This window comes from Algoriphagus sp. AGSA1 (assembly GCF_021390545.1).
Lineage (GTDB): Bacteria > Bacteroidota > Bacteroidia > Cytophagales > Cyclobacteriaceae > Algoriphagus.
This window is the reverse complement of sequence record NZ_JAJUWR010000007.1, coordinates 26,103-50,094: the sequence shown is the minus strand read 5'-3', so window position 1 is coordinate 50,094 and position 23,992 is coordinate 26,103. Positions and strand designations below refer to the sequence as shown.

The following is a 23,992-nucleotide window of genomic DNA, read 5'->3' as shown; positions in this document are numbered from 1 at the left end:
TTCTATCCATATCATTGAATGGATAGCCGTTCAACCTTTAATCAACCAATTTATTTCCATCCGCCGCCAAGGGCTTGGTATATATTCACTTTGGCATTCATTTGTTTCATCTTGGTCTCGATCAATTCAAATTTGGATTCCAGCGCATCTCTTTGTGTCAAAAGCACTTCCATGTAATCCGCTCTTGCAGACTTGAATAATTCATTGGAAATGTCAACAGAAGAAGTAAGCGCCTGAACTTCCTGCGATTTGAGATTATAGGTTTGATCAAGATTCTGGATATTGGAGAGTTGATTGGCTACTTCTATGTAAGCGTTCAAAATGGTTCTTTCATAGTCATAGATAGCCTGAATCTGCTTGGCATTTGCTGTCAGATATTTTGCTTTAATTGCATTTCTATTGACCAGAGGAGCTACGAGTTCACCTGCAGCAGAATAAATCAGAGACTGGGGAGAGGTGAATATATAGCTAGGATTGAAGGCATTAAAACCTAGCCCTGCCGTGATAGCCAGCGAAGGATAGAAGTCAGCTTTTGCCACTGAGATGTCAATTTTAGAAGCTGCCAATTCGAGTTCAGCCTGTTTGATATCAGGGCGGTTTGCCAACAGTTGGGAAGGAATGCCAGCCTGAATTGTCTCAGGAATCAGGTCTCCGAAGGCGTTTGAATTTCTCTCCACCCGCTGCGGAAATCTACCTACCAGAAAGTTGATTCGATTCTCGACCTCTATGATATCTTGTTGAATGCCATATTGCAGGCTTTGGGTATTGAGTACCTGTGCCTGAAATCTACGCACCGCCAGTTCTGTCACCCGGGCTGCATCTTTCTGATATTTTACAATCTCCAAGGCATTGTTTTGAATCTCGATATTCTGCTTTACAATAGCCAGCTCATTGTCCAGTGCCAGCAATTCGTAATAAGAGTTGGCGATCTCCGAGACCAGATTTGTCACCATAAAGTTTTTGCCTTCCACACTGGCCAAATATCGTGTCATTGCAGCCTTTTTGGCGTTTCGGAGTTTATGCCAAGTATCAACCTCCCAAGTAGCGTATGCGCCCAGCATATAGTCTTGCAGTGGATCTGGCATTTCCTTTCCAGGTTTGATATCCGTGTTGGCATCGTTTGCGCCTTGGCTGGTATATCTTCCCACTTTGTCCACGCCCGCAGCTGCCCCGATATTTACCGACGGCAGGATTTCTCCCTTGCGTACCCTCACTTCGTTTTGGGCGATCTGAATTTCCTGTAAGGTGATGTTCAGTTCCTGATTGTTGCTCAGCGCAGTGTCGATTAGTGCCTTTAGGTATGGATCGGCAAAATAGTCTTTCCAATCTACAGATATTACAGTATTTGAGGAATCCTGAGAAGCATTTGGATAGCTCTGAGGCACTGCATTATTTACATCTTTCTGGATTAGTTCCGGAGTTTTGCAGCCAGTCGCCGCGGCCATGATAGCCGCTGCTCCCAGGCATATATATGTTATTCTCTTAAGCATGTGAATGGTGTTTTTGTTCGGACAATGGAGTCTCATCCTGATTCTTGATCATTTGACGTCCATCGGCAAGATTGCCGAATATGAAATACAGCCCTGGCACGATGATCACCCCGAAAACGGTACCGAATAACATACCGCCAAGTGCGGAGGCTCCAATGGTATGGTTACCGATAGCCCCAGCTCCCGATGCCAAAATCAACGGAATCAAACCTGCAATAAATGCAAAAGACGTCATTAAGATAGGTCTGAAACGCACCTTGGCACCTTCTATGGCCGCATCAAGAATACTTAAGCCTTCCTGACGTTTTTGCACTGCAAATTCCACGATCAGTACGGCGTTTTTACCCAATAGACCCACTAGCATAATCAGTCCGATCTGGGCATAGATGTCGTTGTCCAGTCCCATCATTTTCAGAAGGAAAAACGAACCAAAAACGCCAGCTGGAAGCGAAAACACCACGGCAAGTGGAATGATAAAGCTCTCATACTGGGCAGATAGGACGAAGTACACGAATATCAACACGATCATAAAAACATAAAGGGCTTCGTTTCCCCTGTTGGATTCGTCATATGAAAGTCCTTCCCAAGCAATGTCGTAGCCTTTAGGCAGCGTCTGGACAGAGACTTCTCTGATCGCATGGATCGCATCTGCGGTCGTGTATCCCGGAGCGGGCAGTCCTCGGATAGAGGCTGAATTGTACATGTTGAACCGGGTGATTTCATTCGGTCCCTGGGTCTTCTTCATGGTCATGAAAGCTGAGTAGGGAACCATTTCTCCTGAGTCATTTTTTACAAACAGATTCAATACATCCGAAGGAAGTCTCCTGAATGCAGGGTCTGACTGAACATACACTTTAAAGAATCTACCAAACCGGATAAATCCCTGCTCGTAGGTGCTGCCTATGAGAATGTTCAGGTTTTCCATCGCATCTCCAATGGAAACCCCTTTTTGCATGGCCTTATCGTTGTCTATTTCCAATTCATATTGGGGGTAGTTGGCTGCAAAGAAGGTGAATAGTCCGGTCAGCTCTTTTCTCTGGCTGAGATCATCCATGAACTTTTTATTGATCTCATCAAATTCCTGGTAATCCGTAGTGTTAGTCTGGTCAAGCAGGCGCATGGAGAAACCTCCAGATGATCCGAATCCTGGAATTGCCGGAGGCTCGAAGAATTCTATTACGGCTCCAAGCCCTCTGGATTCTTCTTCCAGTTCTTCCATGATTTCTTTCACGGTATGCTTTCGATCTCCCCACGGCTTTAAGTTGATCAGGCAAGTACCGGCATTGGAGCCACGGCCTTCTGTCATGATCTCGTAACCCGCCAGAGAAGAGACGGATTCTACACCGTCTATCTCTTCACATATTTTCTGTAGCTTCTGGGAGACCTGATTGGTTCTTTCCAAAGTAGCACCCGGAGGTGTTTGGATAATGGCATAGATGGTTCCCTGGTCTTCACTTGGGATAAAGCCCGAGGGTAGAATTTGGTTTTCGAAAACAATCCCTGCACCGAAGAGTAATAGGATCCCAAATGTAAGCCACCTTCTGCTTACCATGGATCTGAGCAAGCTTACGTATTTCCTTGTCAATTTATCAAAGCCGCTATTGAAGCTATCCAGCCCTTTCGTCATTAGATTTCCCTTCTTCTCTTTACCATGATTGTTTTTCAACAACATGGCGCAAAGTACCGGTGTCAGTGTCAGTGCAATGATGGCGGAAATCACTATGGAACTGGCCATGGTGATGGAAAATTGCCGATAGAATGTGCCCACAGGACCACTCATAAATGAGATCGGCAAGAACACCGATACCATGACAGCGGTGATCGCGATGATTGCTCCGGATATTTCCCCAAGCACTCTTTTTACCGCCTGATAGGGCGTCAGGTGAGGGAATTCCTCCATCTTGGCATGTACCGCTTCTACCACCACAATGGCATCATCCACCACGATGCCTATTGCCAAAACGAGGGCAAACAGGGTAATGATGTTGATGGAGAGTCCAAACATCTGGAGTACAAAGAATGCTCCTATGAGTGAGACGGGCACTGCAATGATCGGTATCAATGTGGATCTCCAGTCTCCCAAAAAGATGAATACGACCAAGGCAACCAGAATAAACGCATCGCGTAGAGTATGGATAACCTGCTCAGTAGAGGCATCAAGGAATCGGGAAACATCATAACTTATTTTGTAATCCATTCCTGGAGGAAAAGAGGCTTTCATTACCTCCAGTTTAGCCTTTACCTCATCGATAACATCACTGGCATTGCTGCCATAGTTTTGTTTCAATACTATAGCAGCGGATGGATGCCCGTCCAGGTTGGAATAAATATCAAAGAATTCACTGCCGAGTTCTGTTTTTGCGATGTCCTTTAAATGGATACTTTCCCCATCTGGGTTTGCCCGGATGATGATGTTGTCATATTCTTCAGGTTTATTGAACCATCCCTTATAGGTCAGCACATACTCCAGAGATTGAGCTTCAATACCAGAGCTTTGGCCTATTCTACCTGGCCGACCTATAATACTTTGTTCTTGCATTGCTTCCATCACCTCATCTACAGAGATATTGTAAGCCCGCATACGGTCAGGGTTTAACCAAACGCGCATGGCGTAGGTACGGCTTCCTAATATCTGAGATCTGGCTACACCTTTGATCCGGTTGATTTCAGGGATCATGTTCACATTGGCATAGTTGTACAGGAATTTTTCATCCATGTTTTCGCTCGTAGAATATAAGTTGACATACATCAACATGCTAGGTTGGATAGGTGTGATGACCACCCCTTCTCTCTGTACCAGTTCGGGGAGCAGGGGCATGACCTGATCTACTCTGGTTTTCACCCGGATTACGGCTTCATTGGGATCTGTACCCGGCTCGAAGATGATGTTGATGGTGGCTTCACCTGCACTGGTGGCATCTGTAGCCATATACCTCATATCCTGCACCCCGTTGATGGCGTTTTCCAGGGTGATAAGCGTGGACTTTACCAGTACATCCGCACTGGATCCAGGATAGGCTATGAAAATACTTACCGTAGTGGGGGCGATCTGGGGAAACTGGGAGATAGGCAGCTGCTTTATGGCAAGCGAACCTACAAACACGATCATAATAGAAATCACAATCGCCAGAACTGGTCTTTTTATGAATGTAGTAAACATTATGAATTCTGGTTTAGGAGAGAGAAAGGGTTACTCTGCATACAAGTCTAGCTGAGACAGCGCGGTCTTTGGCTGCACAAAGTCATATTGGATTTCGTCATTTTCCCGTACCAGTCTAAGCCCATCCAAAAGGATTTTATCCCCTTGTTCCAGTCCTTCGGAAATCACATAAATATGTGGCAATTCTGCTGCGATGGTCACTTCTCTGGAGCGGATTTTGTTTTCTTCATCCACCACATACACATATTTTTTCTCCAGCACTTCAAAGGTCGTTTTTTGGGGAATCAATAAGGCGTTCTTGAGCGGGGTACTCATTTCGATGTTACCAGTCTCCCCATGTCTCAACAGCCCGTCTGGATTTGGGAATGTTGCCCTGAAAGCGATATTGCCTGTTTCATTATTGAAATCAGCTACTATTGTCTCTACTATTCCTGAATAAGCGAAGTGTTTGTTGTTCGCCATTTTTAATCTGACTACCACGTCCCCATCATTTTTAACTTCGCTTTTGTATTCCAGATATTCTGCTTCCGGTACGTTGTAGTACACCCACATCTTACTATTGTCTGCAAGTTCGGAGAGCAATTCCCCTTCGTCCAGTAAACTTCCTTCTCTCACCCGAAAACGGCCGATAATGCCATCAAACGGGGCCCTGATTTCAGTAAACTGTAAGTGGACTTCTGCCAGTGTAAGCTCTGCCTGAGCTTTCGACAGCTTGGCTTTCGACATTGCCAGCTCATTGGGCGCTACAATATTTCTATCAGCTAGCGTTTTAGTGTTTTGATACTCGATTTCTGCAAACTCCACCTCTGCGGCAGCACGCTGCTGTTCTGCTTCATAAAGCTTAGGCATGATTTTGAAGAGTAGTTGGCCTTTTTTTACAAACTGGCCTTCATCTACATAGATCTTCTGCAGATACCCTCGCTCTTGTGCGCGAAGCTCAATATGCTGTATGGAATGGATTTGGGATACGTAGTCTTTGGTGATCAAGGTATCCATAATGAGAGGGCTCGTTACCTGAAAGTTGGTTTCTGCCTCATGATGCTCTTCATTGTGTGACTTGCAGCTTGTAGTCCACAATATGACGCACAGGCTTAAGAACATGAAAATTTGATTTTTCATAGGTTGATTTAGTAAAGGCGATACTTGTTTTCGAATGATTTTGAGAACTTGTGTATATGAAATACACAGATCCCATTGAACAGCATGAGCTTTTGGCTGATGGTTCTAGGTTTAAATAGGAATTGGGGGAGGTTTAGGCAAAAGTGTGTCTATGCCTCAAAAAAATGGTATTATATTCTAAATACCTGGATGATTACATGTTTACGGACTGAGCCAGTAGATGGGATATACTTGCTGAAATGCAAGTCATGGGAAGATTCTTTAAAAAGAAAATTAAATAGCTGCGTGAAATGAACAGCGTTTAAATGATCGCTATTTAAAAGACTCTTATTGGAGACAAATTCATCGTCTTCCTCCTCTACCTTGGAATTATTTACGGTGAAAATATCAGCTCCGTGTTCCTTAGCCTTGGATAAAGTAAGCGGGTGCTGGCGTGAGCTATTGGCGCCAACTGCGGTTCCAAATGAGTTTCCTAGGTCTTCAAAAGTAGATTCACTATCGAAACTGGCATAGATAGTACTATACCCACTTGATAGAAGGATACTAAAAGCTAAGATTAACCTGACTAAGTACTTTGTCATTTGGGGGCAAACTTAGAGAAGTCATTGGTGATTGTCAAGTGCTTTTGGTTAAATGTTCTCAATGATCTGTCTGTTTTTTGTCAGGAATGCCCTTTTGTTTCATTAAGTTCTTCCATTCACTAAATATATATGCGTACTTGACTTGGGGGTGAAAAGGTCATATGAGGCAAACCAAAAAATATAATCCCTTATAATTCAATAGGATTAAGATCTAGCTCTTAATGCTTCTGGCAATTTCCTCGCCTATAGTTAGCAATGCATCGCTTTCTGCCTTGGTGAAATCATAAGGTTCAGATTTTGCGATGCCTAAGGTTCCATACAGTTGCCCATCCAGTATCATTGGCACTGCAATGGATCCTTCCACTTTTGTTTCTTTTGCGGCTGGACGGGCTACCCCGGAATCATCGGTCTGCAAATTACACATTTCTACCGGTGCCTTCCGCTCAGCAGCGATTCCTGCCATTCCCTTGCCGATAGGAATTGAAGACATCTTTGGTAACAGGAAGTCTGGAATTCCTTTTTGGGATTTGAGCATCAATAGATTGGTAGTAAGGTCTAGCGTGTGGATAGTCCCTGTAGTGCAATCGAAGGATGAAATAATTGTTTCCAGCAATTCTTGCCAATTGGGTTCGCCTGATGTTTTTTTGATGGAATTGATGATGAAATCTGTATTGATCATGGGTTCAGTTGACTGGTTAGAATGTATTTATGGATCGGTTTCGGTTTTCAAAGATAGCTTTTTGCGCTTCTTGGGTTTACCTTGAACGGAATAAATCCAACTCAAATGAACAAGGGGATTACATTCATCCTGCTTCTACAGATCTTCGAAATTGGGAAAACATAGGCCGATTTTCAAAGAGTGGAAAGATGGTAAATACAGCAATTCGGAATCCTAATCCGGCACAAGCATCACTGAACTAAAAGACGGAGAGTTGACGGACGTAAAAACCAGAAATCAAAAGCTATCATTTTTTTACCTGGCCAAACAAAATTCAATTAAGGATTACGATCCCAATCATAGGATTCAATTCCTCTTCTGAAACATCAGAGTAATTGTAGGTTTTGACAAAATAGAATTGATCCTGAGATAAATCTAGGGGTCTTAAGACAACAGTTTCTCCATTATCAATAGAAATCCCATTATTCAAGTTGATCGAGGAATCATTCCTCCTGTCTCCAATGAAAAACATATTTTTTCCTTCTCTATTGTATTCACAGATAAGAAAATTTTTGGATAAGATCATATTCTTGATGAGAATGAGTTTATTGCCATCTTTATTGAGCAATGGAGGGGCAAAATCAAGCTTTGTTGATGGATTAAGCACTAAACCATCAATCTTAAATAAAGTGTCTCTAATTATACTTTCATTTGTTAAAACCGGGGTATAAATATATTTTTCTTCTTCAATAGTAGAAATAAAATTCTTATATGGATAGCTTGCTCCGGTCTGTTCATTCATTTCCCTATAAATAAGCGGAATTGAATCTACAATTTCCAAGTCGGAATTGATTTTAAACAATGAACGTTGGTTTACAAATTTGTCTCCGGATTTTACGCCATCTTCTCCTGCTACAAGATTTATGCTTTTGTCGATTATTTCTATATAGTCTATAAAAAAGGGAAAGGTTTTCTCAGTTATATATTCATTGTCCAGTGAGTAGGATATCAATCTTCTGCCGGAAGCTACAAGCAGTGTTTTTGAATCATCATCTATTGTGAATGAGGAGAGGTTATGGAATTCACCAGGCCCTTCTCCCTCGACCCCTATTTGCTGAATAAACTTGCCATCTTTATCAAAAACGAGGATTCTGCCGGGGAAATCCACTACATAGAGTCTATCCTTATAGGACTTTACATCTTGAACTAAACTTAAATAAGACGCTTCACTCGTTTCTAGAGAAATGTATTCAACTGACTTTGCAATCTCGGAAAGCTGAAATTCAGATTCCGCCTCTTTGGGCACAGCAAAAGATGTGAAGCCCTTATCATTTGAAGAAGAACATCCTAGGGGGAAAAGAAGCAAGAATTTAAGACTTGATCTTAAATAAAAGAACTGAGATTTTTTGATCATTTGAATTATGTCTTTTGTAGGAAAACATGTAGTCATTTGAATTGGTGAAGAAAGGCGTGTAGTAGCCGGAATTAGTTACATCATCATAAACGCCAGAGCTAATACCGGTTTTACTAAGGAATTGCTGGTTGGTTTTTTGATCATAAAAGTACACGTACTGATTATTTCTGTACCTGAACCCGGTAGTTACAAATTTCCCGACCATTCCCTGTCTTAAAGAAAATATAATATCACCATCAGTTGGTCTGTTTTTGTAGATGTTTTTGAAACTTATTGTAGGATCTTGGAAGCCATCATTCGAAGAGTAGATCTCATTGACCTCTCCCATGGATAATAATAAGTTATTATTACTTGTGGATAAAGTGGGGAATCTTGAAGCATAAAAATATTTGTTGTTTTCGGCCTTGTATCTCATTTCTTTTTCAATCTTTATCAGCTTTAAGCTTGAGGGATCATAAGATTCCAGAAAGTAGCTTTTTGATTTGTCTGAGGTTGCTAAACTTGCAAGGTAAAGTTTGTTGTTAAATATTTTTGCACCGTGAATACTCTTATCAAATTTGACTTCCTTGATTATGGAGTTATTGGTAAGGTTAATGGTTATAATCCTATCATTATGCGCTACGAATACTGTATTTTTGGAAGGATCATAAGCAATGTCCTGTATGAGACTCCCTTCTTTGGATCTATAAATCTCATTTATGTAATTGCCTGATTTGTCCAGTTTTGCTATTGAAGTCGCAAATCCCTTTGATTTTTCTTCACCGGGGGATATTAGGTAAGAATCCTTGCTGATTACCATATGTCTAATGTTGATATAATCCTTTTTCAGATCAAAAGTTTGGACTTGGTCAGCTATAGCCGTAGCATTGATGCGATCAAGATATAGGTGCTCGACGACAATTTCTTTTGGGTTTACAAAACTGAAAAGGCCGATTAGAAATGGAAGAATAAGGGATATCATGATTTTTATTTTAAAAGTGGAGGATTGATGATTAAAAACTAGATAATTATTTTATACAAGCTTTATTCGACTGACGCTTCAATTTACCTAAATTTATCTTTTACGCAATACGTGTTTTTTGAATTTATCTGTAAATTAACTGTATTACGTGTTCATTGAAATATGTCAATTTATCTCATTTATAATTTTTGATGTGTTAGGACTCAGACCAAGTGATGTAGTGGTTGGTCATCCGGGTAATTTATTTTCTACTTCAGTTTCTCCGCCAAATAAAGATATTGAACAGGAAGATGATGCTGCCAGATATTTTTAGTGTCTGCTTCGTTGGAGTACCAGTTGAAATACGCTTCATCCGGTCTTAGCACAAGGGTGGTTCCTGTTCTGACATAGTAATTTGACTGGACGTATTGTGGAGGCGTGAAGGCAGGAAGTTGTTTGGTTACACCTTTAGAGATCATTTTGCCCAAGTATTTTTCGTACTGTTTTTGGGCTTTCAGTCCCGATTTGCTGAGTTGATTGTATGCATGGTTTAAGGCTATATTCTTGGGGAACTTTTGTTTTTTGATCGGTGCTAACGCCGTGGTCTGTGGCTACACAGACCACAAACGAATTTCAAGATTCCAGTCAAGCCATTTTCTTTCCGGTTTTTTGAAATAAGACTCTAGTAAGAAAAGCCATGAGTAAAAGGAATATTCCCAAAAATGAAACTAAAGAAGCGTATCCCAACATCGTGGAGATTTTCCCGAAAAGGAAAGGCATCAGGGTAATTCCTACATAGGCACTGGCCATTTGCATTCCCATGATTTTATGGGAGTGGGTTTCTCCAAAATTCACCGGAGTTTCATGTAAAAGACTTGGAAAGATCGGCGCACACCCTAATCCGACCAATAGAAACCCCGGCAAAAGCGTTGCATTATAGGGCATAAACAATAACACCAAGCCAATGGCAATGATACCCTGCCCCAGATACACCAATTGACGGTTAGTGAAATAGGCAGTCATGAAGCCGGAAAACATTCTTCCGGCGGTAATACCCACGTAATAAAGCGAAACCAGTCTTGCCGCCTGATCTGCGGCGAAGCCTTTCTCAAAAACCAGGAAACTTGCTCCCCATAACCCGAAAGTTGCCTCAATAGTACAATAACAAAAGAATATGAAAAGCGCCTGCTTCAGACCTGGAGCTGTTTTCAATAAGGTGAACAGGTTTTTAGAGTTTCCTTGGGTTGTGTCATATGATGCCTGTTTTTTCGTCCATAGGGGAATCGATATTACCAAGATTATCACCAAGCTGATTTGGATCCAGGCCACCGTGTGATAGCCTTGCGTCCAGGATTCTCCTTTAGCTAAGTAGCTGGCCATGATCATTGGCCCAAGCGCAGCGCCCACCCCCCAAAAGCTATGAAGCCAATTCATATGCCTGGCTTGGTAATGAAGTGCCACGTAATTGTTCAGTGCGGCATCCACACTGCCCGCTCCCAAACCCAGCGGAATGGCCAGCAAGCAGAGAAATAGAAAGTGATGGGAATAAGCAAATCCCATAAGCGCGAGTGCAGTGAGGAGTACACTGAAAGTAGTCACTTTTGCTTCTCCAAACTTCTGGATCAGATGACCGCTGAAGAGGCTGGAAACAACGGTGCCTGCCGCTACAATCATCGAAATAATCCCCGCATAATCCGCAGGGACATTCAAATACTCAAACATGGCCGGCCAGGCTGAACCTAGCAATGCATCTGGGAGCCCAAGGCTGATAAATGCCAAATAGATGATGAGAAGGAGAAGTAGCTTTTTCAAGTTGATTAACGGTAGCTTAAATTATAAAAATCAATAAGAGGGAGGTAGCGCCTGGATCTTTAGCGTAACTGCACCTAGGCCTGTCGGCCGCAGACTATATTCTGATAATTTCCGGGCTAGCGGTTTAATCCTGATCCAGGTCTATACAGATAAATTGACCGCTTTCTCAAGTGTGTCTACAAAGTTGCTTTTGATCATTGGAAGCAGACGTGAATCTTCTAGAGCAGCTGTCCTATGCCCTGCATAGTTGAGGTATTCTTTGCTGTTGGCAAATTCCATAAACTTAGCTACCGACTCATGTTCGACAAGTAACACATCATCCCATTTCTCATCATCTGGGCCAATTAGGAAACTTCTACTAGACCCATAGAAAATGATTCTGCTTCCAGCTGCTTCCAATAGTGGCAAAGTATGGTCGAGATAGCGTCTGTAGGCCTGTTTTCCTGAAAGTTGTTTCTTTGGCCGCAATTCCTCTGATATGGAATAATCTGCTATCTGCCTATAGCGAAGTAAATTCAGCATAACAATTCTTCCTTTCTGATGGAAGTTCCGATAAAATTCTTTTCCCGAATCAGGGGTTGCTTCAATATACTGCTTCATGTAAGTTTTCCTTCTGATAGTTTATCTATGATCCATTTTTCCAGTTATCGGTATATCTGCTTTTTTACCAGTTAAGAAAGCAGAGCGACACAAGATATGGTAAACTTTAGCGGTAAGGCTACTTCGGTTACCGGTCTTCCAACTTACTTATAAAGTAAGAAAAATATCCTCTCAAAGCCTAGTTGTGAATAGTCGGAAAAGGAAGCAGAAGGGGAAAATTCATACTATTTTTTTGCAGTTTTGCATCCGTATAAATCAATTGGTCCGTAAGGAAATTTAACGAAACCGGACTCTTCATTTAGAGCTAAACGAATAAGATCAAACCGACATGGATAGAATAGCATATATTGAGCAGGAGATCTCAGGATTGAGAGAGGAGTTAAAATATCATTCACTTTATAAAAATCTTCAGAACCTGGGTGATATCCGGCTTTTTATGGAGAACCATGCCTTTGCAGTCTGGGATTTTATGTCCTTGCTGAAAGCCCTACAAGTCCAACTGACCAACGTGAAGATTCCCTGGACTCCGAGCCAAAATCCCAGGCTGGCACGTTTTATCAATGAGATTGTCCATGGAGAGGAGAGCGATATCAATGAACTCGGTGAGGCCAAAAGCCACTACGAAATGTATCTGGATGCCATGGGGCAGATTGGTGCCAATACCGATCAGATAGTGGATTTCGTCCAGCGTATAAAGCAAGGGGAATCAATCGATGAAGCCTTTTGCCAAATTGAGACTGATCGAAAAGTGGAGGATTTTGTGAAATTTTCCTTTCAGGTTATTGCCACCCAAAAACCGCATTTGATAGCCTCTGCATTTACATTCGGTAGGGAGGATGTGATTCCGGATATGTTTATTTCTATCCTAAAGCAGGCGGATGCAGAAAATGTGCGGTACAATAAACTGCGATATTACCTGGAGCGGCACATTGAGTTGGACGGTGATGAGCACGGCCCGTTATCGCTCAAAATGATCTCCGAACTCTGCGATAACGATGAGGAAAAGTGGGAGGAAACCTTGCAAATTGCCAAGCAGGCACTTCAGCAAAGAATCTCGCTTTGGGATTGCATTTCAGAGCAATTGGGTAAAGAAAATTTGGTTTAGGTTTTTCAGTATATATGGCAAATGGAAATACAGATGAATGGCTTTCTGATCTCAACAGACAAAGAAAAATTGGACAGAAAGCTTATCCACCGCTTTTTAAGTACCGAATCTGGCTGGGCAAATGGAATCAAGTTCGAGACGGTGAACAAGGCCATAGATAATTGCCTTAACTTTGGCGTCTATGACGGGGACGAGCAGATCGGTTATGCCAAGGTGATTTCTGATTTTGCGACCATAGCCTATTTGGGCGATGTTTTTATCCTGGATAAACACCGTGGTCTCGGTCTGAGTAAGTGGCTGATGGAGAGCATCGTTTCTCACAAAGAACTGCAAAATCTGAGGCGTTGGATTCTTCTGACCAATACGGCTCCTTGGCTCTATGAAAAATACGGTTTCACCAAACTTGCCAATCCTGATTTCTATATGGAGCGACACAATCCCAAAGTCTATGAAGTATAAGATTACTGAAATTACCTTATCCGAATATCCAGAAGTGGTGGAATTGTGGGAAGCCTCCGTGCGAGCCACCCATGATTTTTTACCGGAAGAGGATATCGTGTTTTTTAAGCCATTGATTCTGAATGAATATTTAAAAGCAGTAGAGTTGAACTGTGTGCGAGCTGACTCAGGTAAGATCCTGGGCTTTTCCGGAGTGGCAGAAGGAAATCTGGAAATGCTCTTTGTCCATCCTGATCAAGCTGGAAAAGGTATTGGAAGAGCGTTGTTGAGCAATGCTATTGAAAATCAAGAGGTGAGCAAAGTGGATGTCAACGAGCAAAATCCTGAGGCTTTGGAGTTTTACCGCAAAAATGGTTTTAAAATAATCGGCAGGTCAGAATTAGATGGTCTAGGCAAGCCCTATCCGATTTTGCATATGGAGCTTGAGCCGGAATAGAACCAAAATCAGGTATTAATTGAATAACTTAAAAGCTGTCTAATGAAATTGTATATCCCGCTTTTCCTCCTGCTGTTTTCAAATTCTTTTCTTTCCAAAGGACAGGGTGAAAATGGAGACTATTCTGAATTATTTGCAAAAATAGACATCATTATCGATGACAGCGATTTTAATGGTACCGTACTTTTAACCGTGGGTACTGAGACTGTTTTCCATAGGGCTAAATGATATTCCGATTTTGAGGAGAAAGTCTTGATGGAAAAAGCTGATCAATTTGTCATCGGATCAATAAGCAAGCAAATAACGTCCGTCTTGGTGCTGCGGGAGTATGAAAAAGGAAATCTTAGCCTGAATGATAAAATCGCGACGTATCTGCCTTCGATTGATCAAAGCTGGTCTAAAAGTGTAACGATTCATCATCTGCTGACACATACACATGGGGTAGTGGATGTGAACCAACCGTTGGGATTTGAGCCGGGAGCCCAATTCCAATATTCTCAGCTGGGCTTTGCTTCCGCTTGTTACTATTATCCTCATGCTGATTTGAGTTTAGTAGTGTTGGAAAACACGACTAGAGACTTGGATGATATCAAAAAGACTTTTAAATACACACCCAATTAATGGAAGTGGCAAGGAGTGAAACATTAATAATTGAAAATTCTGACCAATAAAATGAACCCTAAAGTTGATTTCTTTTTCGATAAACCCACCCAATGGCAGAAAGAATACAGTCAATTGAGAGCCTTGGTTTTAGACTGTGGACTGACTGAAGAGCTGAAATGGGGTGTGCCCTGCTATACATTCCAAGGCAGCAATGTGGTGTTGATACATGGCTTTAAGGAATACTGTGCGTTATTGTTTCATAAAGGTGCCTTGCTTCAGGATGCTGAGAGTATTTTGATCCAACAGACTGAGAATGTGCAGTCGGCACGACAGATTAGATTTACAGACGTGAAGGAGATCGTAGAAACGAAGTCCATTTTGAAAAGCTATATATACGAGGCTATTGAAGTGGAAAGAGCGGGATTGAAAGTAGCATTGAAAAAGACAAAGGAATACCCTGTTCCGGAGGAATTTCAGGTGAAATTAGATGGGAATCATGCGTTGAAAAGTGCTTTTGAGGCACTGACACCGGGACGGCAGCGGGGTTATCTCTTACATTTTTCGGCACCTAAGCAAGCCAAAACCCGCGAGGCAAGAGTGGAAAAGTTTATTCCACAGATTCTCGACGGAAAGGGATTGAATGATTAGCCATCGTTCGGAGGCACGATTTTCATATGTGACTGATTAGTTAGGTGTTTTTCAATCGGGAAAGGCCAAAAAAGCTACTTGAAGTTCTCCTAGTTTCTTATAGCCAACCTCATTCATAGGAACGCAGCGGACATTTTCCGATGTCAATGCCTGGGGAATTTACCTTTTCCTGAAAGGGAAGGTTTCGAGTATAAAGTAGGCAGAAGTAATTTATATTTCTCCATATTCTTTTTGGGCGAAATATTCATAATCCAGAATTAGCCGGTCAATGAACTCCAAGGGTTTTGTATCATAACTGATTTGAAGGAGGTTGCTAGCTTTTTCGGCTAACTTGCTAATCAGTTCAAAATCATGCGATTTCAGTGCTTCCAGTCTGATTTTTTTGATCTGTGTGATCTGAGAGTCGTTCAGATTGACGACTTGTGGATATTTTGGCTCATGATCGGCTATTACTTGAGTCAACAAATCCGCCCGTTTTATAGCTTCTTGTTTTAGGGAAATAACAGTCGTCCCTGCAGCTATGTCTCCAAGTCTTTGGCCTTTGCCACCCATCAATATACTTAAGACCGCAATTCCTCCGGAACTGATCGTGATATCCACTGGTCGGAGCAACCATCGAATCAGGTAACTGCTTATTGTTGCCTTGGTTCCATCAAGCTGAACTACCCGGATCTCCATGGCAAACTTTCCAATAGACTGGCCATTCATGAATATTTCAAACAGCGGATGATATACCAGAAATGGTAAGACAAATAAGGTAATCATGGCAACAGAAGTATCTTCTACCTTCATAATTCCAAAAACAGTGATCGATACTAAAATAATATAGATTCCCATGACAAAGCCATCGATCAATTGTGCCAATATTCTGGAACCCAAAGTTGCCGGCCGCTGCCTGATTTGGATATGTTGGGCAGTTTCAAAATAAATTCCTTCCATCTTCTATATCAGTATTCTACTTTTGAAATAAAGTTATCAGGAAAAATACCCATCTCATATCATATAATAAAATAATTCAATAGTTTTAGGTACGCTTACTTACTTTTAATGAGGGAATCACTTTTTATCAAAAAAAACCAGATGAAGTGGAGCAGTTTTGAACTGCATTTGGCCAGTAAAACTGCGCTTCCCCCATCTGATTTGGCAGACTTATATTTGGAGATTTCGGATGATCTCAATTATGCCCGGACGTTTTATCCGGAAGGAAAAGCTATTGTTTACCTCAACCACTTAGCCTCCCAATATCATCGTGAAGTCTATCGTGACAAAAAAATGGGAATCAAGGGAGTGATGGATTTTTATACCAGGGATTTTCCATTGATGTTTTACAGATACCTTCCCCAGCTAGGAATTTCTTTCTTTGTATTTGCTCTTTTTGCGTTGATGGGAGCCTATTCTGCCCAAACAGACATTTCTTTTGTACGCTCTATTCTTGGTGACAGCTACGTCAACCAAACGCTGGCCAATATCGACTCTGGTGATCCAATGGCCGTTTACAAGAAAATGAACCAGATGGATATGTTTATGGGGATCACCGTCAATAACATCCGGGTAGCCATCATCGCTTTTGTAGCAGGGATCTTTCTGGGTGTGGGTACGTTGCTTGTATTATTGTACAATGGGGTGATGCTGGGCTCATTCCAATATTTCTTCCATGCCAAAGGACTTCTTTGGGAGTCCGCACGTACGATCTGGATTCATGGCACGATAGAGATTTCAGTTATTGTCATTGCGGGGTGTGCCGGATTGGTTTTGGGAAATGGAATTCTTTTTCCTGGCACATTCAGCCGCTTGCACTCCTTCCGCCGAGGGATGAAAGATGGCCTGAAAATCCTCATGAGTACTATCCCATTCTTTGTGATTGCGGGGTTTTTGGAATCTTTTGTCACCCGACTTACCCAAATGCCCGACGTACTCAGTGTCCTGATCATCTTGGGTTCTTTGGCCTTGATTGTATTTTATTATGTTTATTTACCGGTCAAACTATTTAAAAAGCCCAACGTATGCAGCAGCCCTATCTCGAATTAAGAACCAAAAGGGAATTAGGAACTATTCTTTCGGATTCCTTTACATTTATTAGAATCAACATCACCCCGCTTTGGAATGTTCTTTTAAAGACATCAGGGGTTTTCTTTGTACTGACAGTGCTGCTGTCGGGGTTGTATCAGTATGTTTATACAGCATCCTATATGACTACCGATCCACTCTACTTTTTTGTAGTGCTGCTTCTCATGATGTTGGGTAGCGTACTTTTTTATGCATCGGTGTCTTCTGGGGTTTATGCTTTTATGCAAAACTATATAGAGACCAAGGGGAATATACAGGAGGAAGTTATCATACAGAATGCCCGCACTAAAATTGGGCACCTAGTTTTACTCTCGGTCATGTGCTATATGCTCATTGTTCTTGGGTTTTTGTTTTTCGTTATTCCCGGGATCTATTTTATGGTGCCGGTATTTATGGTTTTTCCAGTGTTTTGTTTTTTGGGAATGGGGAAAATTGACAGTATCCGTGCGGCATTCAAATTGATTTCAGGGTACTGGTGGGTGACTTTCGGGACTATTTTGGTGTTATCCATTGTGATTGGGATAATTTCCTTTGTATTTCAACTTCCAAGCACAGTTTATTTAGGCACCAAGACATTCTTTTCGGCGGTTGATGGAAATGGAGAGGTCTCTGGAGACTTTATTTATTTGCTTTTGGCTACCATCAGCTCCGCTGCGAGCAACCTGATTTCTATAGTTATGGTGGTTGCCTTTGGGCTGATCTATTTTGACCTGGATGAGGAAAAAAACAGAACCGGAATTAAGGCGAAACTCGAGGAACTTGGCTAGGACTGCGCTGATCGCTCTTCTGTTATTTTTATTCCAATGCGGAATGGTACTGGCTATGGTGGATAGGCTGCAGGCTCAGGACAGCGTGGATACAGGATTGGATTCACCTGGTTTTATCTACCACAAGGCTTGGTCATTTGAGGCAGGTTATGAGGATACTTATCTTTCTCAAGCGGAATACGATTATGAGGAAATCAGGCAAGAGAAGAACTGGCTGCAGCGTGCAAAGTTGTGGTTTACCAATGCATGGAATAAATTTTTGGATAGGATATTAGGAGGATCGGCTCTTTCCGGATTTTGGCAGGTCTTTTTCCAATTAGCACCTTATCTCTTGCTAGTAATGCTGATGAGTCTGCTTGTCTGGATCGCTATGAAATACAGTTCGGGAGGCAGCCAAGATGGTAAAATCGGACTTTCTTCCTTGAGCGCTGACGAAGTACTGCTCGAAAGCGACAATTTAAGCGCACTCGTGGAAGAGGCATTGGGGAATCAGGACTTCCGGTTAGCTCTGCGATACCGATACCTCTCAGTACTACAGCAGCTAATCAGGCGTAAGCTGATCGCCTGGAAATCATCCAAAACAAATTTTGATTACCAAATCGAACTGCGGGAAACCCCGTTTGTTGAGCCTTTCACCGAAGTTACGAGAATCTATAACTTCGTGTGGTATGGGCATTTTGATTTAGATGCCGAGGCTTATGGGGCGTTGGAAGGAGCTTTTAACCATTTAGAACAGCTGTCATGAGTAAAGGCCAAAAAATTCTGCTGACGCTACTTTCCTTACTGATTTTGGGAGTGCTTTTACTTATCCATTCCAGCCCTCCCGCTGTGGACTGGTCGCCAAGTTATGAGCAAAATGACAGTCGTCCTTTGGGATCCAGAGTATTCTATGATCTGGTGAAAAAACAATCAGGAGATTGGAATGCTATTCATATACCGCCTTTTGAGGCGATAGGAGAAGTGCCGGAAAAGGCAACTTATGTGATTATCAACAAGTATTTTTCTACTGATCCCGATGAGTGTGAGCTATTGTTGGATTGGGTGCGTAGCGGTGGTCATTTGTTTGTGTCGGCTTCAAGTATATCTTCTGTGTTGTTGGATAGCCTTGGAATCAGCGAGGACATCTTTCCTGAAAATCTTGAAGCTGAGCGGCTGTTTACCTTGAGTCTGGAAGACCCAATGAGCTTGTCACAATCCATCACTTATGATCAATTCCATTTTGGGGAGTATTTCAAATGGGAAGATTCCATGCAAGTGCAAACATTGGGAAAGATCCGGGACAAGAGCAGTCTGGACACGGTAGGGGCGCGGCCAAATTTCATCCAACTCAGGAAAGGAAGAGGACTTGTCACATTACACGCTTTTCCGGAGGCATTTTCCAATTATTTTCTTTTGGACAAAACCAATAAATCTTATACAGAACAGATTTTGGGGACTTGGGATCTGAATTATCCTGTCCTACTGGATCACTACGTCAAAGAAGGAAAGATCCACCAATCTTCTCCCTTATATTTAGTGTTGGGTAATCCTTACCTGAAAGCTGCCTATTATACGTGTTGGGTCCTGCTGCTGCTATGGGTAATATTCGAAGGGAAACGTCAGCAAAAAGCCATTCGGGTCATCACACCACCCCAAAACCAATCGCTGGAGTTTGCTAAAACAATTTCCTCGATTTACCTCAATAGCAAAGACATGACTGAGCTGGGGAGGCTCCAGCTTAAGCTGTTTTGGGATTATTGCAGAAGAACCTTACACCTTCAGACAGGTGAGGATAAGGAAGAATTTGCACTTTCCTTGGCAAACAAAAGTGGAGTTCACTTAGACGAAACCTTGCTTTTGGTAAGGCAACTAGACCTACTGGAAGCAAAGACGCAGCTGAACGCTGATGATATTCAGCAGCTCTATCAATTAATTGAAGACTTTAAATCAAAACAACAGCATGGAAGAAACCTCCAACCCGCAGGATAGCGGCATGCCCTTTGGGAACCGTCTACCGGTGGAACAGATCGCAGAGGGAATAGAGAAAATCCGCCGGGAAATCAAAAAAACGATTGTTGGGCAAGATGAAATGATTGAACTCATGATCGTGGCACTCCTCAGTAAAGGACATATCCTGCTAGAAGGTGTTCCCGGAATTGCAAAAACCCTTACAAGTAAATTGTTTGCCAAGTCAGTCCATACCGGATTTAGTCGGATTCAGTTCACTCCTGATCTGATGCCGGCGGATGTCCTGGGTACCTCTATATTTAAATCAGGGGAGTTTGAATTTAGAAAAGGTCCTATCTTCTCCAATATAGTCCTTATTGACGAGATCAACCGGGCTCCGGCCAAGACCCAGGCTGCGATGTTTGAAGTGATGGAAGAACGTCAGGTAACAATGGATGGGGATACGTATCCGATGGCTTCGCCCTTTATGGTTTTGGCCACACAGAATCCCATTGACTCCGAAGGAACCTACCGATTGCCTGAGGCACAAATGGACAGGTTTCTGTTCAAAATCCAGCTTGGATTGCCCAATCTGGAGGAAGAAATTTTGATCCTCAAAAACAGAGGCTCCGAAACAGAAAGTGAACCTAATGTGGTTGCTGCAATTTCGGGAGAGGAAGTTCTGAGGTTTCAGGAATGGGCCTCTGCCGTAAGGGTTGAAGAAAAGCTGCTCCACTACATCGCCACTATGGTGGTCAAAACAAGAAATCATCCCAGCCTGTATGCAGGCGCTTCACCGAGGGCTTCTTTGGCGATTTTCCGTGCTTCCCAAGCGCTGGCTGCGATGGATGGGAGGGACTTTGTCATTCCTGAGGATATCAAAAGAGCGGCTGTCCCAGCCATGCGACACCGGATCATCCTCAATCCGGAGAAGGAAATGGAAGGCATTTCCCCTGATTTGATTTTAGAAGGAATCATTCAATCCATAGAAATCCCCCGCTGATTTGCTCACGTTGTTTAAACAGTTGTTTCTGGGGAAAAGGCTATATGTCGCACTGGCGATAGTAGCCTTGGTCTTCTTTTTGTCGTATTGGTTTTGGGTGCTGTACCCCATTGCCCTCTTTTTTGTAGCCATGCTTTTGGTACTGTTTGTGGTCGATTTTTTATTGATTTTTGGGAAAAAGGCGGGGATCACAGCCAATAGAAAGCTCCCAGAGAAGTTTTCCAACAGTGATGAGAACAAAGTGGAAATCACCATTGCCAATGGGTACGGCTTTTCTGTCCGGCTGTTAGTAGTGGACGAAATACCGGAACAATTTCAAAAGCGGGATTTTGGGTATTATATAAGCTTGGCTTCAGCCGAAACCCGGACGAGTTCTTATGTCCTCACTCCAAAACAGCGTGGAGAATACCGATTCGGAAGCCTTCACTTGGTTGCTTATGGGCCTCTGGGGTTGGCAGCAAAACGCTACAGTCTCGATGACGGCAAAATGGTCAAGGTATATCCCTCCTTTTTGCAAATGAGAAAATACGAGTTTTTGGCATTCAATGCGCTGAAGCGGGAGCATGGCCTCAAGAAGCTGCGGAAATTTGGACAAAGCAGGGAATTCGAGCAAATCAAGCCCTATGTCACCGGAGATAACCTTCGCAGTCTCAATTGGAAAGCGGCTGCCAAATCGGGGAAATTGATGACCAATCACTATCAGGAGGAGAAATCCCAGCCGGTGTATTCCATTATCGACTTAGGAAGGGTGATGAAAATGCCCTTCGAGGGACTAAGCTTGCTGGACTATGCGATCAACAGCAGTTTGGTTTTTACCAACATAGCGCTTAAAAACGGGGATAAAGCAGGTTTGGCCACTTTTTCAGATCAGATAGGCTCTATCTGTGAAGCCAACCACCGACCCACCCAGCTCCTGACCGTAATGGAATTGCTGTATAGTATCAAGACGGGTTTTCCCGAGTCGGATTTTGGCAAGCTGTACAGATGGGCAAGGAAAAAACTGGGACAAAAATGCTTGCTGATGATTTATACCAATTTTGAGCATGCGGGAGCTATGAGGAGGCAATTGCCATTTCTGAAAGCCCTGGCCAAGCATCATTTGGTTCTGGTCGTGATTTTCGAGAATCACTTGCTGGAGGAATTCTCTGTCCAGCCGGCGGAATCTCTTTCAGGAATTGTGGAAAAAACCATCGCTGCCAAGTTTGTTTATGACAAAAGACTTATTGCCAAAGAACTGAATCGGCATGGGATTCAGACGATCCTCTGTGCTCCACAGGATCTGAGCATGCAGACCGTCAATAAATACATGGAGATAAAAGCCAAAGGGTTGATTTAATAAATGCTAAGGGATTCCCTGTCTCGCAAATGATGATAGCTCCTTTTAACTATATAGGCCTTAAAGCCTCACCCTCAAATTTGATTCCTTCCCAGCCAGACTGCATAAAATTCCGGATGTTTTGATGGTCCGTTCCATTGGGATTTTGCAAAACGTCTTTTCGGTAAAAGTCTCCAAAAAGTGCCAAAGTCTCTATCGGAGTTAAGTCATGGAGTTTTGCAAAGGAAAAGATCTTGCAACTGCCGTTGTTTTGACCTGCTTCGTTTATTGTTGTTCCATTCAAAAATCTGGTGGGTGTAAATTCGTAGTGGGAATCTATGTGCGCAATCACCTCCGAAAAAGAAATAGCGGCAGGGGCGTTTTTGATCTGGTCTAAAAGAGTCATAAAATTCAATATTTACCGCAAGATGGGGATTTTTTGGAAAATGCCATTTATACTCCTCCGAACTGTAGATCATGGGTAGAATAGAGAAAATAATGAAATTGCGCCTTTGCACCTTAGTGGGAGATGCTTAATCCCGAAATATGCATTAGCAATTCTATTACAACCATTAATTGCTTCAAAATCAGCCATTACATTGCTATTTTCGACTTCACAATAACGGTGCTATGCCTCAGTCTCCAAATAGCCTGATTTTCTTGCAATTAATGTCTTCATGACAAAATCTAATGCATAATCCGGGTTAATTCTCAGGCCTGCCCAGATTCTCAAAGACCACCAATCCATCCTTTCCTGCCACTACAATGTCTTTCCAGCCATCCTCATTTAGGTCAGCAATCGAAAAATATAGTCCAGATCCTTTTCCTTCGCCTAGCGGTCCATAGCTGATTATATTTTTGGTGAATGATTCTCCGTTCCATTTGAAATAATATAATCCTGCATAGTCTTTTCCTCCAGGGTCTTTACCGTTATGTGCCCGATAGCGCTTGCCTGTGACCAGTTCATTTTGACCGTCATTGTCTATATCTACCCATTCCATGGTGTGGTACTGGGATTGGAATGGATCTATTTCATGCTTTACAAAGCTTATTTTGTCTCCTTCTTTCTTTTGCTCCAGCCAAAACAATCCGAATCCATGTGCCTGACCGACGATGATATCGTTCAACCCATCTTGATTTACATCTGCGACGATCATCGGAATACTTGCATCCCCCAACTCAAAATCGGCATGGTGAATCCATTTTCCTGTTTTCAGGTCTGCAGGGGCCTCTAGCCAGCCGTCGGAAATAATCAGATCGCCCCGTCCATCTCCATTGATGTCGCCGAAGCCCAATCCATGGCCTTGGGTGTCATGGACCGGGAATTTTTCGAACTGGTTTGCGCCCACTTTTTTATAGTAGGCAAGAGGTTTGCGCGGAGTATTGGGGACGATTTCTAAGAGACCGTCCCCATCAATATCAAAGCCCCTGCTGGTTTCTATATTTCCTGTGCCAGCGATTTCATGTACCGGCCATTCGCTACCATCCCCCGGATTTTCTCTCCAGACCAACATGCCTTCAAACCAACCTCCGGTCACAAAATCCATTTTCCCATCTTCATTCACATCCATGGGAATGGTGGAAAAATCCTCGTAATATTCTCCGTAGCGTTTGACTTGTCCGATTAAAAAGCGATCGAGGAATTTGGGGCCTTTATACCAATAGCTTCCCGAAACCAAATCCAATGTGCCGTCATTGTCTACGTCCATGGTTCCTACTGACTCGTAGCTTTCGTAGGCGACCATTTGCTTTTCGAAGTTGATATTTTTGGATTGAGAAAAAGCAGGGACAGTTCTCAGGAGAGCAAAAATGGCAATTGGCAGGTAGAGTAATTTCATATGATTATAATTTGATTTTTAGAGGTTATATGAAATGCTAAGATTTCGTAG

Annotated in this window: 24 protein-coding genes and 1 pseudogene; 12 read left to right on the top strand and 13 right to left on the bottom strand. The window is 42.6% G+C overall.

From position 1 onward, the window contains the following. Window positions 1-50 precede the first annotated feature (50 nt). The 10 genes from LZF95_RS06650 to LZF95_RS06605 form a co-directional block, all read right to left on the bottom strand. The gene (locus tag LZF95_RS06650; protein WP_233754200.1) at window positions 51-1,490 is read right to left on the bottom strand and encodes a TolC family protein; all 1,440 of its coding nucleotides are present in this window, start codon (window positions 1,488-1,490) and stop codon (window positions 51-53) included. Next, the gene (locus tag LZF95_RS06645) at window positions 1,483-4,650 is read right to left on the bottom strand and encodes an efflux RND transporter permease subunit (protein ID WP_233754199.1); all 3,168 of its coding nucleotides are present in this window, start codon (window positions 4,648-4,650) and stop codon (window positions 1,483-1,485) included. Before LZF95_RS06645 ends, LZF95_RS06650 begins: the two co-directional genes overlap by 8 nt. Before the next feature lie 30 nt (window positions 4,651-4,680). Further along, window positions 4,681-5,769: an efflux RND transporter periplasmic adaptor subunit gene (locus LZF95_RS06640; RefSeq protein ID WP_233754198.1), complete on the bottom strand. Its 1,089-nt coding sequence runs from the start codon at window positions 5,767-5,769 to the stop codon at window positions 4,681-4,683. Between the two features lie 170 nt (window positions 5,770-5,939). Next, complete coding sequence (locus LZF95_RS06635) at window positions 5,940-6,350, bottom strand: hypothetical protein (protein ID WP_233754197.1); 411 nt, start codon at window positions 6,348-6,350, stop codon at window positions 5,940-5,942. Window positions 6,351-6,561: 211 nt separating this feature from the next. Next, entirely contained in the window at window positions 6,562-7,029 is a 468-nt protein-coding gene (locus LZF95_RS06630) for a GAF domain-containing protein (protein WP_233754196.1), read from the bottom strand. 313 nt (window positions 7,030-7,342) lie between these two features. Continuing rightward, complete coding sequence (locus tag LZF95_RS06625; protein ID WP_233754195.1) at window positions 7,343-8,422, bottom strand: 6-bladed beta-propeller; 1,080 nt, start codon at window positions 8,420-8,422, stop codon at window positions 7,343-7,345. Beyond that, window positions 8,379-9,383: a YncE family protein gene (locus LZF95_RS06620; RefSeq protein ID WP_233754194.1), complete on the bottom strand. Its 1,005-nt coding sequence runs from the start codon at window positions 9,381-9,383 to the stop codon at window positions 8,379-8,381. The genes LZF95_RS06625 and LZF95_RS06620 overlap by 44 nt, the downstream gene beginning before the upstream one ends. A 248-nt stretch (window positions 9,384-9,631) precedes the next feature. After that, window positions 9,632-9,841, bottom strand: a complete 210-nt coding sequence (locus LZF95_RS06615; protein ID WP_233754193.1) for a hypothetical protein — start codon at window positions 9,839-9,841, stop codon at window positions 9,632-9,634. A gap of 166 nt (window positions 9,842-10,007) precedes the next feature. Beyond that, window positions 10,008-11,174, bottom strand: a complete 1,167-nt coding sequence (locus LZF95_RS06610; protein WP_233754192.1) for a sugar MFS transporter — start codon at window positions 11,172-11,174, stop codon at window positions 10,008-10,010. A 141-nt stretch (window positions 11,175-11,315) separates the two neighbouring features. Continuing rightward, window positions 11,316-11,774 (bottom strand): DUF1330 domain-containing protein, encoded by a 459-nt coding sequence (locus LZF95_RS06605; protein WP_233754191.1) that lies wholly within the window; start codon window positions 11,772-11,774, stop codon window positions 11,316-11,318. Window positions 11,775-12,102: 328 nt separating this feature from the next. Here LZF95_RS06605 and LZF95_RS06600 point away from each other — a divergent pair, with 328 nt between their 5' ends. The 6 genes and pseudogenes from LZF95_RS06600 (at window position 12,103) to LZF95_RS06575 (ending at window position 15,025) form a co-directional block, all read left to right on the top strand. Next, window positions 12,103-12,879: a DUF3050 domain-containing protein gene (locus LZF95_RS06600; RefSeq protein ID WP_233754190.1), complete on the top strand. Its 777-nt coding sequence runs from the start codon at window positions 12,103-12,105 to the stop codon at window positions 12,877-12,879. A gap of 21 nt (window positions 12,880-12,900) precedes the next feature. Beyond that, a complete protein-coding gene (locus LZF95_RS06595) occupies window positions 12,901-13,338 on the top strand; it encodes a GNAT family N-acetyltransferase (protein ID WP_233754189.1) in 438 nt (145 codons plus the stop codon). After that, window positions 13,328-13,774, top strand: a complete 447-nt coding sequence (locus LZF95_RS06590; protein ID WP_233754188.1) for a GNAT family N-acetyltransferase — start codon at window positions 13,328-13,330, stop codon at window positions 13,772-13,774. The genes LZF95_RS06595 and LZF95_RS06590 overlap by 11 nt, the downstream gene beginning before the upstream one ends. 42 nt (window positions 13,775-13,816) lie before the next feature. Then, complete coding sequence (locus LZF95_RS06585) at window positions 13,817-14,002, top strand: hypothetical protein (protein ID WP_233754187.1); 186 nt, start codon at window positions 13,817-13,819, stop codon at window positions 14,000-14,002. A gap of 12 nt (window positions 14,003-14,014) precedes the next feature. Continuing rightward, window positions 14,015-14,395, top strand: a pseudogene (locus LZF95_RS06580) (serine hydrolase domain-containing protein); the annotation flags it as partial. Window positions 14,396-14,446: 51 nt separating this feature from the next. Continuing rightward, a complete protein-coding gene (locus tag LZF95_RS06575; RefSeq protein ID WP_233754185.1) occupies window positions 14,447-15,025 on the top strand; it encodes a YdeI family protein in 579 nt (192 codons plus the stop codon). Window positions 15,026-15,235: 210 nt separating this feature from the next. On the opposite strand, the gene LZF95_RS06570 is transcribed toward LZF95_RS06575, so the two are convergent. Next, window positions 15,236-15,964, bottom strand: coding sequence for an RDD family protein (locus LZF95_RS06570; protein WP_233754184.1), 729 nt, complete (start codon window positions 15,962-15,964; stop codon window positions 15,236-15,238). Window positions 15,965-16,072: 108 nt separating this feature from the next. On the opposite strand from LZF95_RS06570, the gene LZF95_RS06565 reads away from it, so the two are divergent. From LZF95_RS06565 to LZF95_RS06540, 6 genes are read left to right on the top strand one after another with little or no spacing between them, the layout of a single operon-like run. Further along, a complete protein-coding gene (locus LZF95_RS06565) occupies window positions 16,073-17,053 on the top strand; it encodes a stage II sporulation protein M (protein WP_233754183.1) in 981 nt (326 codons plus the stop codon). Continuing rightward, window positions 17,029-17,859, top strand: a complete 831-nt coding sequence (locus LZF95_RS06560) for a hypothetical protein (protein WP_233754182.1) — start codon at window positions 17,029-17,031, stop codon at window positions 17,857-17,859. The genes LZF95_RS06565 and LZF95_RS06560 overlap by 25 nt, the downstream gene beginning before the upstream one ends. Then, complete coding sequence (locus LZF95_RS06555) at window positions 17,852-18,604, top strand: DUF4129 domain-containing protein (RefSeq protein WP_233754181.1); 753 nt, start codon at window positions 17,852-17,854, stop codon at window positions 18,602-18,604. The genes LZF95_RS06560 and LZF95_RS06555 overlap by 8 nt, the downstream gene beginning before the upstream one ends. Further along, window positions 18,601-19,827, top strand: a complete 1,227-nt coding sequence (locus tag LZF95_RS06550) for a DUF4350 domain-containing protein (protein ID WP_233754180.1) — start codon at window positions 18,601-18,603, stop codon at window positions 19,825-19,827. The genes LZF95_RS06555 and LZF95_RS06550 overlap by 4 nt, the downstream gene beginning before the upstream one ends. Continuing rightward, window positions 19,799-20,788 carry a MoxR family ATPase gene (locus tag LZF95_RS06545; protein WP_233754179.1) on the top strand — a complete coding sequence of 330 codons (990 nt, stop codon included), beginning with the start codon at window positions 19,799-19,801 and terminating at the stop codon, window positions 20,786-20,788. The genes LZF95_RS06550 and LZF95_RS06545 overlap by 29 nt, the downstream gene beginning before the upstream one ends. A gap of 1 nt (window position 20,789) precedes the next feature. Continuing rightward, on the top strand, window positions 20,790-22,124 hold the full coding sequence (locus tag LZF95_RS06540) for a DUF58 domain-containing protein (RefSeq protein WP_233754178.1): 1,335 nt from the start codon (window positions 20,790-20,792) through the stop codon (window positions 22,122-22,124). A gap of 49 nt (window positions 22,125-22,173) precedes the next feature. On the opposite strand, the gene LZF95_RS06535 is transcribed toward LZF95_RS06540, so the two are convergent. After that, window positions 22,174-22,509: a HopJ type III effector protein gene (locus LZF95_RS06535; protein ID WP_233754177.1), complete on the bottom strand. Its 336-nt coding sequence runs from the start codon at window positions 22,507-22,509 to the stop codon at window positions 22,174-22,176. A 298-nt stretch (window positions 22,510-22,807) separates the two neighbouring features. Next, window positions 22,808-23,941: a VCBS repeat-containing protein gene (locus LZF95_RS06530; protein ID WP_233754176.1), complete on the bottom strand. Its 1,134-nt coding sequence runs from the start codon at window positions 23,939-23,941 to the stop codon at window positions 22,808-22,810. Window positions 23,942-23,992 lie beyond the last annotated feature (51 nt).

What these genes read in the sequence shown, in the direction of transcription:
- LZF95_RS06650 (WP_233754200.1), bottom strand. Translation starts at nt 1,490, where the DNA reads ATGCTTAAGAGAATAACATATATATGCCTGGGAGCAGCGGCTATCATG.
- LZF95_RS06645 (WP_233754199.1), bottom strand. Translation starts at nt 4,650, where the DNA reads ATGTTTACTACATTCATAAAAAGACCAGTTCTGGCGATTGTGATTTCT.
- LZF95_RS06640 (WP_233754198.1), bottom strand. Translation starts at nt 5,769, where the DNA reads ATGAAAAATCAAATTTTCATGTTCTTAAGCCTGTGCGTCATATTGTGG.
- LZF95_RS06635 (WP_233754197.1), bottom strand. Translation starts at nt 6,350, where the DNA reads ATGACAAAGTACTTAGTCAGGTTAATCTTAGCTTTTAGTATCCTTCTA.
- LZF95_RS06630 (WP_233754196.1), bottom strand. Translation starts at nt 7,029, where the DNA reads ATGATCAATACAGATTTCATCATCAATTCCATCAAAAAAACATCAGGC.
- LZF95_RS06625 (WP_233754195.1), bottom strand. Translation starts at nt 8,422, where the DNA reads ATGATCAAAAAATCTCAGTTCTTTTATTTAAGATCAAGTCTTAAATTC.
- LZF95_RS06620 (WP_233754194.1), bottom strand. Translation starts at nt 9,383, where the DNA reads ATGATATCCCTTATTCTTCCATTTCTAATCGGCCTTTTCAGTTTTGTA.
- LZF95_RS06615 (WP_233754193.1), bottom strand. Translation starts at nt 9,841, where the DNA reads ATGATCTCTAAAGGTGTAACCAAACAACTTCCTGCCTTCACGCCTCCA.
- LZF95_RS06605 (WP_233754191.1), bottom strand. Translation starts at nt 11,774, where the DNA reads ATGAAGCAGTATATTGAAGCAACCCCTGATTCGGGAAAAGAATTTTAT.
- LZF95_RS06600 (WP_233754190.1), top strand. Translation starts at nt 12,103, where the DNA reads ATGGATAGAATAGCATATATTGAGCAGGAGATCTCAGGATTGAGAGAG.
- LZF95_RS06595 (WP_233754189.1), top strand. Translation starts at nt 12,901, where the DNA reads ATGGAAATACAGATGAATGGCTTTCTGATCTCAACAGACAAAGAAAAA.
- LZF95_RS06590 (WP_233754188.1), top strand. Translation starts at nt 13,328, where the DNA reads ATGAAGTATAAGATTACTGAAATTACCTTATCCGAATATCCAGAAGTG.
- LZF95_RS06585 (WP_233754187.1), top strand. Translation starts at nt 13,817, where the DNA reads ATGAAATTGTATATCCCGCTTTTCCTCCTGCTGTTTTCAAATTCTTTT.
- LZF95_RS06575 (WP_233754185.1), top strand. Translation starts at nt 14,447, where the DNA reads ATGAACCCTAAAGTTGATTTCTTTTTCGATAAACCCACCCAATGGCAG.
- LZF95_RS06570 (WP_233754184.1), bottom strand. Translation starts at nt 15,964, where the DNA reads ATGGAAGGAATTTATTTTGAAACTGCCCAACATATCCAAATCAGGCAG.
- LZF95_RS06565 (WP_233754183.1), top strand. Translation starts at nt 16,073, where the DNA reads ATGAGGGAATCACTTTTTATCAAAAAAAACCAGATGAAGTGGAGCAGT.
- LZF95_RS06560 (WP_233754182.1), top strand. Translation starts at nt 17,029, where the DNA reads ATGCAGCAGCCCTATCTCGAATTAAGAACCAAAAGGGAATTAGGAACT.
- LZF95_RS06550 (WP_233754180.1), top strand. Translation starts at nt 18,601, where the DNA reads ATGAGTAAAGGCCAAAAAATTCTGCTGACGCTACTTTCCTTACTGATT.
- LZF95_RS06545 (WP_233754179.1), top strand. Translation starts at nt 19,799, where the DNA reads ATGGAAGAAACCTCCAACCCGCAGGATAGCGGCATGCCCTTTGGGAAC.
- LZF95_RS06535 (WP_233754177.1), bottom strand. Translation starts at nt 22,509, where the DNA reads ATGACTCTTTTAGACCAGATCAAAAACGCCCCTGCCGCTATTTCTTTT.
- LZF95_RS06530 (WP_233754176.1), bottom strand. Translation starts at nt 23,941, where the DNA reads ATGAAATTACTCTACCTGCCAATTGCCATTTTTGCTCTCCTGAGAACT.